Source organism: Hydrogenophaga sp., from assembly GCF_018780385.1.
In the GTDB taxonomy this organism is placed as follows: Bacteria; Pseudomonadota; Gammaproteobacteria; order Burkholderiales; family Burkholderiaceae_C; genus Hydrogenophaga.
The window spans coordinates 59,868-73,059 of sequence record NZ_JADMJO010000016.1 but is presented as its reverse complement, the minus strand read 5'-3'; the positions used below and the strand labels follow the sequence as shown (position 1 = coordinate 73,059).

Below are 13,192 nucleotides of genomic sequence, written 5' to 3'. Positions count from 1 at the left end.
GTGCTTGACCTTCCCATGGTGGTAAAGCCTATGCTGTGTTCATGAACACGATCACCGCTGCCACTGTTTCCCTTGCGCCCGCCCAGATCGACCTGGGCATTGGCGGCATGACCTGCGCTTCCTGCGTGTTGCGGGTGGAGAAGGCCTTGAAGAAACAAACCGGTGTGTCGGAAGCCACGGTGAATCTGGCGACCGAATCGGCGCGGGTGCTGATCGCCGAGGGCGACACACACGAGGCCCTGGCGCGCATCAAGCGTGCGGTGCGCGACGCGGGTTATGAACCCCGCACGATGGAAGCCATGGATGCGGTGGCCGACGCGCGCTGGATGGGTGTTTCAGTTGATTTTTTGCCGGTGCTCATCGGCATCGTGTTGTCGGCACCGCTGGTGTTGCCCATGGTGGGTGATCTGTTCGGCCAGCACTGGATGCTGTCGGCCTGGATGCAATTCGTGCTGGCCACGCCGGTGCAGTTTGTGCTGGGTGCGCGCTTTTACCGCGCCGGCTGGCATGCGCTCAAGGCACTCACCGGCAACATGGAGCTGCTCGTGTCCATCGGCACCACCGCGGCGTGGGCGTTGTCCACCTGGTTGTGGTGGCGCTCGGAGCCGGGCGAGATGCTGCACCTGTACTTTGAAGCCTCGGCGGTGGTGATCACGCTGGTGCTGCTGGGCAAGTGGCTGGAAGCGCGTGCCAAGCGTCAGACCACATCCGCCATCCGCGCGCTGCACGCCTTGCGGCCCGACCGCGCCCACCTGTTGCCCGACGGCATCCGCCGCACCGAGATCACCGATGTGGCGGTGGACGAACTGCTGCCGGGTGATGTGGTGCGTGTGTTGCCGGGCGAGCGCTTCGCTGCCGACGGCACGGTGGTGCAAGGCAGCACGCAGGCCGACGAATCCATGCTCACGGGTGAAGCCATGCCGGTGGCCAAGGCCGTGGGTGACGGCGTGACCGGCGGTTCGCTCAACGGCGAAGGCGCGGTCGAGGTGAAGGTGCGCGCGATCGGTGCGCACAGCGTGCTGGCGCAGATCATTGCGCTGGTGCAGGACGCGCAGGCCGGCAAGGCGCCGGTGCAGCGCATGGTCGACCAGGTGGCGGCCGTGTTCGTACCGGTGGTGCTGGTCATTGCGCTGGCCACGATGCTGGGCTGGCTGTGGACGGGCGCGGCCATGGAAGTGGCCCTGATCCACGCGGTGGCGGTGCTGGTGATCGCCTGCCCGTGCGCGCTGGGTCTGGCCACGCCGGCGGCCATCATGGCGGGCACGGGTGTGGCCGCGCAACACGGCATCTTGATCAAGGACGCGCAGGCGCTGGAGATCGCGCACAAGGTGGACACCGTGGCCTTCGACAAGACCGGAACGCTGACCGAGGGCCACCCGCGTCTGCTGGTGATCGAAGCCGCGGATGGTGTGGACGAACTGGCGGTGCTGCAGGCCGCAGCGGCCTTGCAGGTGCAGAGCGCACACCCGCTGGCGCGTGCGGTGGTCGAGGCGGCGACGGCGCGTTCGCTGGTGGTGTTGTCCGATGCGGCGAGCGATGTGCAGGCTGTGGCGGGCCGGGGCAGCCAGGGCATGGTGCAAGGGGCTTTGTTGTCGCTGGGCAGCCTGCGCTGGATGGACGAGCTCGGTGTGAATCTGGGACCACTTTCCGAACGTGCGCAGGCTCTGCAACAACAGGGATCCACCGTGTCGGCGCTGGCCAGTCGGGCCCCTGGCAATGCGGTGTGGTCACCCCTGGCCGTGCTGGCGTTCGGTGACGAACCCAAGGCCGGCGCAGCGGCCGCCATCGCCGAGCTGCGCGCGGCCGGCATGCGCCTGGTTCTGGTGTCGGGTGACAACCAGGGCGCCGCGATGGCCATGGCGGCGCGCCTGGGTTTGCGGGCGAGTGAGGGTGAAGTGATGGCCGAGGTGTTGCCGGGTGACAAGGCGGCGGTGGTGCGGCGCTTGAAAGAGGGTGGTCATGTCGTTGCGATGGTGGGTGATGGCGTGAACGACGCGCCGGCGTTGGCGTCGGCCGACGTCGGCATGGCCATGAGCCACACCCAGGGCGGCAGCTCGGACGTGGCCATGCACGCGGCCGGCATCACGCTGATGCGGGGCGATCCGTTGATGGTGGCGGCCGCGCTCGACATCTCGCGCCGCACGGTGAGCAAGATCCGGCAGAACCTGTTCTGGGCCTTTGCCTACAACGTGGCGGGCATTCCGCTGGCGGCCCTCGGCTTCCTGAGCCCGGTGGTGGCGGGTGCGGCCATGGCGCTGAGCTCGGTGAGCGTGGTGAGCAACGCCTTGCTGCTCAAGCGCTGGAAACCGCCCCAGCGCTGAACGCGCCACGCCACTTGTTGATGCAGGTCAATGCGGTTGCAGCGGTGTTGAGCGAAGCTTGAGCGAGCCCAACGAGGTCCGAGGAGACATTCCATGAACCACTCTGCCCTGCGCGTGATTCGAGACGAACACGCCAGCCTGGCCGCCATGCTGAAGTCGATGCTGCAGATGATCAAGCGCGGGCCGGATGCCGACGGCAAACACACGCCCGAGCAGTACTTCGACGTGCTGCGCGCCATGCTGTTCTACATCGACGAATTCCCCGAGAAGCTGCACCACCCCAAGGAATCGGATCTGCTGTTTCCGCGTCTGGCACGCGCGGCGCCGCACGTGATGGCGACCATCGAGCGGCTGGAGAGCGAGCACATGACCGGTGAGGTGCGGGTGCGTGAACTGATGCATCTCTTGTTGGCCTGGGAATACCTGGGCGAGACGCGACGCGCGACGTTTGAATGCGAGGCTTCGCGCTACGTGCAGTTCTATCTGGACCACATGCGGCTGGAAGAAACGGTGTTGTTGCCCGAAGCCGAAAAGAGCCTGACGGATGCCGACTGGCATGCGCTCAACGTCGCGTTTGCGACCCACCGCGATCCGCTCAACGAGAAGGGGGCGCGCGACCCGCAGTTCGACCGGCTGTTCACACGGATCGTGATGCGCGCGCCGGCACCGGTTGGGCTGGGAGAGTCCTGAGCGCGGCGAGCAGTTCGTCGAACACATCGAGCAACCGCGCCACGTCATCGAGCGTGGTGGCGGGTGAGATCAGCATCATGCTGTGAAAGGGTGTGAGCAGCACGCCGCGGTTGAGCATGAAGAGGTGGGTGAGCGCTTCCAGATCACCTTGCGCGTGGTCGCGCACGTCCTGCGCGTTGCGCGGTGTGTGCGGCATGAACTGCAGCTCCATGCGCGCGCCCAGACGGGTGACGGTCCAGCGCTGGCCGGCGGCGTCGATGCGTTCGCGCAAGCCTCGCTCCAGCGTCGCAGCCAGGTCCAGCATGTAGGTGTAGTTGGCGGCGGTGTGCAGGTGTTGCAGCGACGCCTGCAACGCGGCCAGGGTGAGCGCATTGCCTGCCAGCGTGGTGCCGATGCCGCTGTGGCCTTCGGGGGCGGCGTTCTTGGCCTGCACCATGCGCTCGGCCACGGCGTGCGTGAAGCCGTACACCGCACACGGCAGGCCACCGGCCACGGCCTTGCCCACCACCATGACATCGGGCTCCAGCCCATGGGCTCGCGCGTAGCCGCCCAGAGCCGTGGAGATGGTGTGGGTCTCGTCGCACACGAAGAGCGCGCCGTGCTGGCGGCAGAGCGCTCGCGCCTGGTCCCAGAAGCCGGGCGCGGGTGGCACCAGGCCGAAGTTGGTGAGGGCGGGCTCGGCCAGCAGGCAGGCCACGTCGCCTTTTCTCAAGGCGGCTTCCAGTGCGTGCAGATCGTTGAACGGCACCACGCGCGTGAACGCGGCGTGGTTGTGCACCTGACCCAGCACCGAGGCGCGCGGCAAGGTGCTGCCGCTGGTGGGGTCGAGGTCGACCAGCGTGTCGTCCACCGCGCCGTGGTAACAGCCGTCGAACACCAGCAGTTGCGCCCGGCCGGTGATGGCGCGTGCCCAGCGCAGCACGAAGCGGTTGGCGTCGCTGGCCGACAAGGCCATCTGCCACATCGGCAGGCCGAAGGTATTTGAAAGGGCCTCGCCCACGGCCACCGCATTGGTGGCCGGCAGCATGCAGGTGAGGCCACGTGCGGCCTGCTCGGCCAAGGCGCGGGCCAGTGGCGCGGGGCTGTGGCCAAACATGGCGCCGGTGTCACCGAGGCAGAAGTCTTTGTACCGAACACCGTCGGCACAGGTGAGGGTGGCGCCCTCTGCCTGCGCCACGAACAAGGTGGCGGGGCTGGGCCAGTCGCGCATCCAGTGCAGCGGCACGCCAAAGAGGTAGTGCTGCTGCGCGGCGAGCGCCAGCGCCATCGATTGCGGGTGGCGGGTGATGAAGCGCTCGCGCTCGTTGAGCTGCATCGCGCGAAGGGTGTCGGGGCCAAGGTGGGTCATGCCGGCAGCTTAAGCCGCCAGGGGTGCCGGGTTTCGCCACGGGCGCAGTGGTTGGCCCCTGGCCCGGCAAATTGGCACCGACAATGGCCCGGCCATGAACCGCCTTGACATCTCCACCGACCACACGCCCTACATCCGCCTGGCACTCGCCTTGTCGCTGGGCGCGGCCGTGTCGCTGGGCATCACGCGTTTTGCCTACGGCTTGCTGTTGCCGCCCATGCGCGAGGACCTGGGTTGGAGCTACACGCTGGCCGGCGCCATGAACACGTTCAACGCGGTGGGTTACCTCATCGGCGCGCTGGCCACGCCCTGGTTGATGCGGCGCTTCACGCCCACCGGCCTGTTGATCGGCGGCTCGCTGGGTGCTTCGCTGTTCATGGGCCTGAGCGGTTTCTTCACAAGCGCCGCGCCCTTGCTGGCGCAGCGCCTGCTGGCCGGCGTGGCCAGTGCGCTGGTGTTCATCGCGGGTGGCCTGCTGGCGGCGCGGCTGGGCGCGCGTCAACCGCAGCGCAGCGGCTTCCTGCTCGGCATCTACTACGGCGGCACCGGCCTGGGCATCGTGATCTCGGCACTGGGCGTGCCGCCGGTGCTCGCGGCCGCCGCGCAACCGCACGGCTGGGCCTGGGCCTGGTGGGCGCTGGCGGGGGTGTGCCTGCTGGCCACCGCGCTCATGGCCTGGCCCGCGCGCGTGCTGGCGAACCTGCCGGCACCCGCGGCCAGCACGGGCACCGGCAGTGCCCGCGTGTTCCGTGCGCGCGACTTCGGCTTTGCGCTCGCGGGCTACACCGGTTTTGGCGTGGGCTACATCGGCTACATGACCTTCGTGATTGCGCTGTTGCGCGAGCAGGGCAGCTCGTCGGGCGCCATCACCGGCTTCTATGCGCTGCTGGGCCTGGCGGTGATCGCGTCCTCGCGCATCTGGGCCGGCCTCTTGGACCGGCACCGTGACGGCCAGGCGCTGGCGCGGCTCAACGCGCTGCTCGGCGTGGCGGCCATCGTGCCCGCGCTCACCGCGAGCTGGCCGCTGGTGCTGGCCTCGGGCCTGCTGTTTGGTGGTGTGTTCCTGTCGGTGGTGGCCTCGACCACGGCGCTGGTGCGGCACAACCTGCCGCCTGCGCAGTGGGCCGCGGGCATCAGCGCTTTCACCATCGTGTTCGCGGCCGGCCAGATCGTCGGACCCACGGTGGTGGGCTTCATCGCCGACGGCCCGGGTGGCCTGGCGCGCGGCCTGGTGTTCTCGGCCGTCGCGCTGTGGGTGGGCGCGGCGCTGGCGTGGCGCCAGCGCGCGCTCTAGCCTTTAGATCAGGCCTTCGGCCCTCATCGCGGCTTGCACGGCGGGACGTGCACCCACGCGGGCACGGTAAGCGACCAGGTTGGCCAGGCCGGTGATGTCCACGCCGACGCGCGGCGCCCAGTTGGTCACGGTGAAGAGGTAGCCGTCGGCCACGCTGAAGGCCTCGCCCATGAGGTACTGCTTGCCGGCGAGCTGGCCGTCGACCCATATCAGGCGCTGGGCGAGTTTGTCCCGGGTCACGGTCTTGAATTCTTCGGGCGTCGCGGGGTTGAACAGCGGCGAGAAGGTCTTGTGCAACTCGGTGCCGATGAAGGTCAGCCATTCCTGCAGGCGGTAGCGTTCCAGCGTGCCATTGGCCGGGGCCAGGTTTTTCTGCGGCACCTGGTCGGCGATGTACTGCACGATGGCCGGGCCTTCGCGCAGGCGCTCACCGCCGTCGAGCTCGAGCAGCGGCACGTAGCCCAGCGGGTTGATGGTGTAGTAGTCGGTGCCGTCGGGCAGCTGGTGCGTCTTGGTGGGCGCGGGCACGGCCTCGAAGGCCAGGCCGGCTTCGTGCAGGGCGATGTGGGGGGACAGCGAGCAGGCGCCGGGGGAGAAGTAGAGCTTCATGGTGTGGTCTTCCTGGGGTGGACGCTCCGGGTGGGGCGTCGGGGCCGATGCTACCGGTGGCGTGGTTTCCCTGCCTGACGGGGGGCATCGCGTCGACAGCGTCGGCACAATGCCGCCATGCAACGTTTTCTTCGACCCTTGGGCATCCTGGCCGCCCTGTTCCTGCTGCTGGGTCTGGCCCTGGTGGTCGCCCTGCACCAGTGGACCGGCAGTCACGGTTTTCGCCAGCGCCTGGAGCGCGAAGCTTCGGCGGCGCTCGGTGTACCGGTGACTCTGTCGCGCGTGACGGTGGATGTGTTTCCGTTGCCGGCGGTGGCGCTGGAGGGACTGCACATCCAGGCCCGACCGGCCCTCACGCTGGAGCGCGTGGAAGCGCGCCCGGTGTGGTGGGCGCTGCTGCGGGGCCGTCTGGCGGTCTCCACCCTCATCGTTCGCCAGGCGGTGTTGCCGCAGGCCACCATCGTGCTGCTGGGCGCGCGCGTGCAGGACCCGGCCAAACAACCCGTCACACCCGGCGCCCACGACGAGGCCGCCGACCTGAGCTGGCTGCCGCGTCGCGTGGTGCTGGACGACGTGACCTGGATCGGCGCGCAGGGCCGCAGCAGCACGGTGCAAGCCGAGCTCGTCCTGGACGAGGACGGCTGGCCTGCCGACGCCTCGGTGGCGGTGATCCGCGGCGCGCTGGAGGGCGCGAAGGCGGTGCTCAAACGCGAGACCGACAACCAGACCGCGTGGACCCTGAAGGTGGACGTGGGCGGCGGCACGCTGCAGGGGCCGCTCAAGATGACGACACCCCAGGCCTCTGCCCAGGTGCGCGACCTGGTGTTTGACGCCTCGCTGGAAACACGCGGTGTGGAGGTCTCCGCTCTCACCGCCCCCAGCCGCACGCTCACCGGGCGGCTCGACGCCAGCACCACCCTGTCGGCCCGCATCAACCCGCGTGCCGGCACCGCCAGCGTGACCGACGCACTGCGCAGCCAGACCCGCTTCACGGTGAACAACGCGGTGGTCCACGGCGTGGACCTGGCCAGGGCGGTGGCCACGGTGGGCCTGTCGCGCGGCGGCAGCACCGAGCTGGACACGCTGGCCGGTCAGGTGCGCACGCGCGGGCAGCAGATCGATCTCACAAACCTGGTGGCCAGCTCGGGCGTGCTGGCCGCCAGCGGCGAGGTGACAGTGGCGCCCTCCAGGACCTTGTCGGGCCGCGTGCGCGTGGACGTGACGCGCGGCGCGGGCGGGGACCTGGTGGGTGTGCCACTGGTCGTGGGCGGCACGCTGGACGCCCCCTCGGTGAGTCTGAGCCGCTCGGCGCTGCTGGGCGCTGCGATCGGCACCGCGCTCATGCCGGGTGTGGGCACGGGCGCGGGCGCCAACCTGGGCGACCGCCTCGGTGAGGGCATCAAGGGGCTGTTCGGCAAGTGACTGGACGCCGGCCACGGGGCTGAATTGGACTCAAGCGCCCAGCCCCTCGGGGGTATCTTCTGGCTCCGCTTCGCCCCACCCCACCGAGGACCTGCCATGGCCATGGGTCAGTTCGCTTACGCCAACAACAGCAACCGTTTCCTGGGCTGCGCGCCACTGGCCGACCAGCCGTTTGCGCTGGCCGGTGTGCCGTTCGACGGTGTGGTGACCAACCGCCCGGGCGCGCGCTTCGGCCCGCAGGCGATCCGCGCGGCCAGCCTGATGCTGTGCGACGGCACACACCCGGTGTTCAACGTCTCGCCGCTGGCCCACCTGGGCGACGCGCTGGACATGCGCCTGCCCAACGCTTCGCCGCTGCCCGAGGTGCGTCGCCAGATCGAGGCGCAGGCCGCTGCGTTGATGGCGCAGCACCACTGTGTGTTTCTGGGCGGTGACCATTCGGTGACGCTCTCGCTGTTGCGCGCGGCGAAAGTCCGGCACGGGGGCGAGCCGTTGGCGTTGGTGCATTTCGATGCGCACTGCGACACCTGGAGCGACCACTTCGGCGAGCCCTCGGGCCACGGCACCTGGACCTGTGAAGCCTTGCAGGAAGGCCTGGTGAGCGCGGCGCACACGGTGCAGATCGGCATCCGCTCCAGCGGCGATCGCGCGGCGCGCGAGTATGTGGCCGACCAGGGCGGGCAGATCTTCACGGCGCGCGCGCTGCGCGGGCTGGACGGCGCGGGTCTGCAGCCCACCATCGACGCGATCCGTGCGCGCATCGGCCAGCGGCCGGCCTACCTCACGCTGGACATCGACTGCCTGGATCCGGCGTTCGCCCCGGGCACCGGCACGCCCGAGCCCGGTGGCCTGACGAGCTCGCAGGTGCTGACCCTGCTGGAAGAACTGGCCGACCTGAACTGGATCGGAATGGACTGCGTGGAGGTGGCCCCGGCCTACGACCACGCCGAACTCACCAGCAACGCGGCCGCGACCTTCGTGTGGACCTACCTGAGTGGGCAAGTCGCGAAACAGGGGTGGGTTTGAGCATGGCCTCGCTGGTGCGCTCCGACACCCAGCTCAACCAGAAGAGTTATTACGAAGCCAGCGTGGAGCGCCCGCCGGCGTGCCCGGCGCTGGTCGAATCCCTGAACGTGGACGTGGTGGTGGTGGGCGCGGGTTTCAGCGGGCTGAGTGCCGCGCTCGAACTCGCGCAGCGCGGCCTCTCGGTGGTGGTGCTGGAGGCCGACCACATCGGCAGTGGCGCCAGCGGACGCAACGGCGGTCAGGCCATCGTGGGTTTTGCCAGCGGTCAGGAACCGTTTGAAGACCAGCTCGGTTCGGTTGCTGCGCAGCGCGCTTGGGACATGTCGCTGGAGGCGATCGACCTCATCGATGCGCGCATCGAGCAACACGCCATCGACTGTGATCGGGTCAACGGGTATGTGTACGTGGCCGACTCCGCTCGCAAGCAGCGCGCCCTTCACGAGGAGATGGAAGGTCTGCAGCGGCGCGGCATCAACGTCGACTGGGCCGAAGGCGCCGACCTGCCGCGCCTGATCAACAGCCCGCGTTATGTGGCCGCCGCGCGCGAGCAGCGCTCGGGCCACCTGCACCCGCTGAAGTACGCGCTCGGCCTGGCGCGCGCCGCGCAGGCCGCGGGTGTGCGCATCTTCGAGCACTCACCCGTGACCGGCCTGCAGCGCGGCGCCACGGTGGTGGCGCGCACGGCACAAGGCCAGGTGACCGCGCGCTTTGGCGTGCTGGCGGGCAACTGCATGCTGGCGGAATACGGCCCGGCGGTGGCGCCCGAGATCGCGCCGCGCATCATGCCGGTGGGCACCTACATCGTGGGCACGGCGCCACTGGACCCCAACCTCTGCGCGCGCCTGATCCCGCGCAACGCGGCGGTGTGCGACAACAACTTCGTGCTCGACTATTTCCGCTTCAGCGCCGACCACCGGATGTTGTTCGGGGGGCGCGTGAGCTACACCACACGCACGCCGGCGAACCTGCCGGCCTTGATGGCACGGCGCATGGGCGAGGTGTTCCCGGCGCTGGCGCAGGTGCCGATCGACTTCGTGTGGGGTGGGTTTGTGGACATCAGCATGAACCGCGCACCCGACTTCGGGCGGCTGGGTGACAACGTCTATTACCTGCAGGGGTTCAGCGGCCACGGGGTGGCGCTCACGGGCCTCGCGGGCCAGCTGGTGGCCGAGGCGGTGGCCGGGCAGGCCGGGCGCTTCGATGTGTTCGCGCGGCTGCAGCACCACCGGTTTCCCGGCGGGCCGCTGCTGCGCACGCCCAGCCTGGCGCTGGGCATGCTCTGGCACCGTTTGCGCGACGCGCTCTGAGCTGCTGAACAGGCCCACAGCGCCAACGATCACTGGCGCGGTTCGCCCTGTTCGTTGACCGTGATGCGGCTGCCGGGCGCAGAAGCCGTCTGGATGCGGTGCTCGACACCACGGAAGTTGTAGGTCACATCCCAGTAAGCGGGTTGTGCGCCACCGGGCACGTTTTCGCAGCGTTGCACGTCCTGGCTGGTGGGCTTGCCGTCGCGGCCGACCTGTGCGCCGATGGCCCCACCGGCGACCGCGCCGCCCACGGTGGCGATGTCCTTGCCCGTGCCATTGCCGACCTGGTGGCCCAGAATGCCGCCGAGCAGGGCGCCCACCACGGCGCCCGGGATGTTGGCACCACTGCGCTCGGCCGGCACCTGCGTGCTCTCGACCCAGCAGCGCTGGCCCGAGGTGGCCAGCACGGCGCGGGATGACGTGATGTCGGCTTCATACAGGCGTTCGTTGTCGCGGCGGCGGCTGTCGTAGACCGGCATCGGGGCGGGCGAGTTGCGCTCGTCACTGGCGCGCGTGGTGCCCTCGGCTTCCCGCACCGACACAATGCGGTCGTTCAAACCCATGGACGCCAGCGAGGCGTAGCGCCCGGGGCGCAGCACCACACATTGGCCACGGAAGCGCGCGTCGGCGCACACTTCCCAGCGCTCACCCGCCACCACGACCGAGGCCGCGCGGTCGTTGAAGCCGGCGCGTTGCAGGTTGGCCAGTGGAGTTTCGGTGGTGAACGTGCGGCCGGCAAAGCCTTCACGCTCGTAGAACATGATCTGTGACACCACCGGCAGAGGCGCATAGCGGTTGTCGGCCACACGGGCACTGCGCGGCAGTGCCCGCACCGAGCTGATGTCGTCGTTCAGACCCATGGCCTCCAGCGACGGATAACGGCCGGGCCGCAGGATCATGCATTGACCTTGGTACCGGTTTTCTTCACAGACTTCCCAGCGCTCGCCCGTGACCACAGCCGAGGAGGCCCGTTCGTTGAAGCCGGTGCGGCGCAGGTTGGGGATCTGTCCGGTGGTGCTGTAGGAGCGACCCTGGAAGCCGTCTCGTTCGAAGAACGTGAGTTGCACGGGGGCCTGCGTGGCGCCAGGCAGCGGGGCGTATCGGTCGTCGTTGATCCGCACGTTGGCGGCGATCATCCGCGCCGAGGAAATGCCGTCTTCCAGGCCGATGTCGGAGAGCGCGTCGTAGCGGCCCGGGCGCAGCACGGTGCATCGACCCCGGAAGCCGTCGTCTTCACAGACTTCCCAGCGGTTGCCGACCACCACGATGGACGAGGCGCGGTCGTTGAACTTGTGTCGGTGCAGGCTGGGGACCGCGGAGGTCATGCGCAGCGACTGTCCAGCGAAGTTGTCGTTGGCGTAGAGGGTGGCCTGGGCAGCGACTTGCGTGCTGAATGCCAGGGTGGTGCTGGTGAGCAAAAGGCCGAAAAAGTGTTTCATGTCAACGTCTCCTGTGGGGGTGACGCCGAGATTGGGGGCTGGCCAGTGGGTGGTCTGTGCGTTGCCGCACCACTGTGTGGTGCAAAACCCCGGGTTTGCGAGGTCTTTACCCGACAGATACCGGAAGCGTGATTTCCGTCCGCCTGTAAGCCCGCACAGCGGGCTGCGTTGCGGCCTACCTCAGTGCCTGTTCAACCATGCCGGCGAGCACCGGCCCACAGCGCGCAATGTCGGCCAGCGGCGCGTAGCCGTAGCCGATCACCAGGCCCTTGAGGTCCTTGCGTTGCAGGCAGTAGGCCGAGAGCGGGCGCACCGTCATGCCTTGCTGGGCCACACGCTGGGCCAGGGCCCTGTCGTCGATGTCGCCGGGCAGGCGCAGGCACAGGTGCAGGCCTTGTTCGGCGCCACTGATGTACGGGCCGCCAGGGGTGAGCACCGGCTTGAGGGCTTCGAGCAGGCACTGGCGCCGCTCGGCGTAGTTCTGCCGCGCGCGGCGCAAGGCGCTGGCGAAATGGCCCATCTCGATGAACTCGGCCAGCGCGGCCTGCACCGGCATCTGGCCGGGTCGGTTGAGGTCGTAGTGGGCTTGTTTGAAGGCCGCCACCAGCGGTTTGGGCACCACCAGGTAGCCCAGCTTCAGGCCGGGGTAGAGCACCTTGGAGAAGGTGCCCATGTAGAGCACGCGGCCGTCGGTGTCCAGGCCTTCCAGGCTGGAGATGGGCGGGCCGCTGAAGCGGTACTCGCTGTCGTAGTCGTCTTCCAGCACCCAGGCGTCGTGCGCGCGCGCCGTGGCCAGCAGCTGGTGGCGCCGGGGCAGCGTCATCACCGCGCCGGTGGGGTACTGGTGCGAGGGCGTCACGTAGATCAGCCGCGGCGGGTGGGTGCTGTCGCCAGCGCTCGGACTGATGCCCTGCTCATCCACCGGCACCGGGTGGATGGCCAGACCCGTGGCCATGAAGGCCTTGACCGCGCCCCAGTAGGCCGGGTCTTCCACCCACACGGTGTCGCCGTGGTCGGCCAGCAGGCGCGCGCAGAGTTCGAGCGACTGCTGCGTGCCGCTGGTGATCACGACCTGGTCGGCCTCCAGGTGCACGCTGCGGAACACGCGCAGGTAGTCGGCCACCGCGCGGCGCAGCGGCGCGTAGCCGCCCGAGGTGTTGTAGTCGAGCATGTCCGGGTAGGTCATGCGCCAGTGTTTGTTTTGCAGCCGTTGCCACAGCGCGATGGGAAAGGCACTGAAGTCGACCATGCCGGGGGTGAAGGGCTGCACCTCGAGTTCGGTGGCGCAAAAGGTGCTGGACAGCGCAATGCCACGCGTGGACAGCCGCCCGGCCTGCAGCGTGGCGGGCTGGCCGCCGTTGCGCGCACCCCGGCTGGGCGCGGCGCGCGGCACGTTGTCGTTGACGTAGGTGCCGCTGCCCACGCGGCTGGCCAGGTACCCCTCGACGCTGAGCTGGTTGATCGCGGCCACCACGGTGTTGCGCGAGAGCTGGAGGTCTTCGGCCAGGTCGCGGCTGGAGGGCAGGCGCTCGCCCGCGCCGAGCTTGCCGTCGAGCATGGCGCGGCGCAGCGCCTCGTAGAGCTGGCGGTGCAAGGGCAGCGCGTCCTGCGTGCCCAGGCGGTTCATTTCAGCCAGCAGAAATTCAGACAGCATGTGGTTTGGGGCGAAGTGGCTCTACGGAGTGGGCTCAACTGGCTCTGATTGTGATCCAATTTGGTGCCCACAATGGGCCCCA

The 13,192-nt window shown here is 68.9% G+C and carries 10 protein-coding genes; 6 read left to right on the top strand and 4 right to left on the bottom strand.

Features of this window, described 5'->3' with window-relative positions; genetic code table 11:
* Positions 1-41 precede the first annotated feature (41 nt).
* Both IV113_RS08520 and IV113_RS08515 read left to right on the top strand, forming a co-directional pair.
* On the top strand, positions 42-2,321 hold the full coding sequence (locus IV113_RS08520) for a heavy metal translocating P-type ATPase (protein ID WP_291083073.1): 2,280 nt from the start codon (positions 42-44) through the stop codon (positions 2,319-2,321).
* 93 nt (positions 2,322-2,414) lie between these two features.
* Entirely contained in the window at positions 2,415-3,011 is a 597-nt protein-coding gene (locus IV113_RS08515) for a hemerythrin domain-containing protein (protein WP_291083070.1), read from the top strand.
* On the opposite strand, the gene IV113_RS08510 is transcribed toward IV113_RS08515, so the two are convergent.
* Positions 2,959-4,359 (bottom strand): aspartate aminotransferase family protein, encoded by a 1,401-nt coding sequence (locus IV113_RS08510; RefSeq protein ID WP_291083066.1) that lies wholly within the window; start codon positions 4,357-4,359, stop codon positions 2,959-2,961. The two genes, IV113_RS08515 and IV113_RS08510, sit on opposite strands and share 53 nt — an antisense overlap.
* A gap of 94 nt (positions 4,360-4,453) precedes the next feature.
* On the opposite strand from IV113_RS08510, the gene IV113_RS08505 reads away from it, so the two are divergent.
* Positions 4,454-5,653 (top strand): YbfB/YjiJ family MFS transporter, encoded by a 1,200-nt coding sequence (locus IV113_RS08505; RefSeq protein WP_291083063.1) that lies wholly within the window; start codon positions 4,454-4,456, stop codon positions 5,651-5,653.
* Between the two features lie 3 nt (positions 5,654-5,656).
* Here the strand turns inward: IV113_RS08505 and gstA are convergent, their stop codons facing one another.
* Complete coding sequence (gstA, locus tag IV113_RS08500) at positions 5,657-6,262, bottom strand: glutathione transferase GstA (protein ID WP_291083060.1); 606 nt, start codon at positions 6,260-6,262, stop codon at positions 5,657-5,659.
* A gap of 117 nt (positions 6,263-6,379) precedes the next feature.
* Between gstA and IV113_RS08495 the strand changes: the two genes are divergently transcribed.
* The 3 genes from IV113_RS08495 to IV113_RS08485 all read left to right on the top strand — a co-directional run bounded on the left by IV113_RS08495 (position 6,380) and on the right by IV113_RS08485 (position 10,017).
* Positions 6,380-7,684, top strand: a complete 1,305-nt coding sequence (locus tag IV113_RS08495) for a hypothetical protein (RefSeq protein ID WP_291083057.1) — start codon at positions 6,380-6,382, stop codon at positions 7,682-7,684.
* Positions 7,685-7,780: 96 nt separating this feature from the next.
* Positions 7,781-8,710 carry an agmatinase gene (speB, locus tag IV113_RS08490; RefSeq protein ID WP_291083054.1) on the top strand — a complete coding sequence of 310 codons (930 nt, stop codon included), beginning with the start codon at positions 7,781-7,783 and terminating at the stop codon, positions 8,708-8,710.
* A 2-nt stretch (positions 8,711-8,712) separates the two neighbouring features.
* Positions 8,713-10,017 (top strand): FAD-binding oxidoreductase, encoded by a 1,305-nt coding sequence (locus IV113_RS08485; protein ID WP_291083052.1) that lies wholly within the window; start codon positions 8,713-8,715, stop codon positions 10,015-10,017.
* 29 nt (positions 10,018-10,046) lie between these two features.
* On the opposite strand, the gene IV113_RS08480 is transcribed toward IV113_RS08485, so the two are convergent.
* Positions 10,047-11,456 (bottom strand): beta/gamma crystallin-related protein, encoded by a 1,410-nt coding sequence (locus tag IV113_RS08480; RefSeq protein WP_291083049.1) that lies wholly within the window; start codon positions 11,454-11,456, stop codon positions 10,047-10,049.
* Positions 11,457-11,631: 175 nt separating this feature from the next.
* Positions 11,632-13,110 (bottom strand): PLP-dependent aminotransferase family protein, encoded by a 1,479-nt coding sequence (locus IV113_RS08475; RefSeq protein WP_291083047.1) that lies wholly within the window; start codon positions 13,108-13,110, stop codon positions 11,632-11,634.
* Between the last annotated feature and the right edge of the window lie 82 nt (positions 13,111-13,192).

Coding starts and splice junctions, on each gene's coding strand:
- IV113_RS08520 (WP_291083073.1), top strand. CDS start 42: ATGAACACGATCACCGCTGCCACTGTTTCCCTTGCGCCCGCCCAGATC.
- IV113_RS08515 (WP_291083070.1), top strand. CDS start 2,415: ATGAACCACTCTGCCCTGCGCGTGATTCGAGACGAACACGCCAGCCTG.
- IV113_RS08510 (WP_291083066.1), bottom strand. CDS start 4,359: ATGACCCACCTTGGCCCCGACACCCTTCGCGCGATGCAGCTCAACGAG.
- IV113_RS08505 (WP_291083063.1), top strand. CDS start 4,454: ATGAACCGCCTTGACATCTCCACCGACCACACGCCCTACATCCGCCTG.
- gstA (WP_291083060.1), bottom strand. CDS start 6,262: ATGAAGCTCTACTTCTCCCCCGGCGCCTGCTCGCTGTCCCCCCACATC.
- IV113_RS08495 (WP_291083057.1), top strand. CDS start 6,380: ATGCAACGTTTTCTTCGACCCTTGGGCATCCTGGCCGCCCTGTTCCTG.
- speB (WP_291083054.1), top strand. CDS start 7,781: ATGGCCATGGGTCAGTTCGCTTACGCCAACAACAGCAACCGTTTCCTG.
- IV113_RS08485 (WP_291083052.1), top strand. CDS start 8,713: ATGGCCTCGCTGGTGCGCTCCGACACCCAGCTCAACCAGAAGAGTTAT.
- IV113_RS08480 (WP_291083049.1), bottom strand. CDS start 11,456: ATGAAACACTTTTTCGGCCTTTTGCTCACCAGCACCACCCTGGCATTC.
- IV113_RS08475 (WP_291083047.1), bottom strand. CDS start 13,110: ATGCTGTCTGAATTTCTGCTGGCTGAAATGAACCGCCTGGGCACGCAG.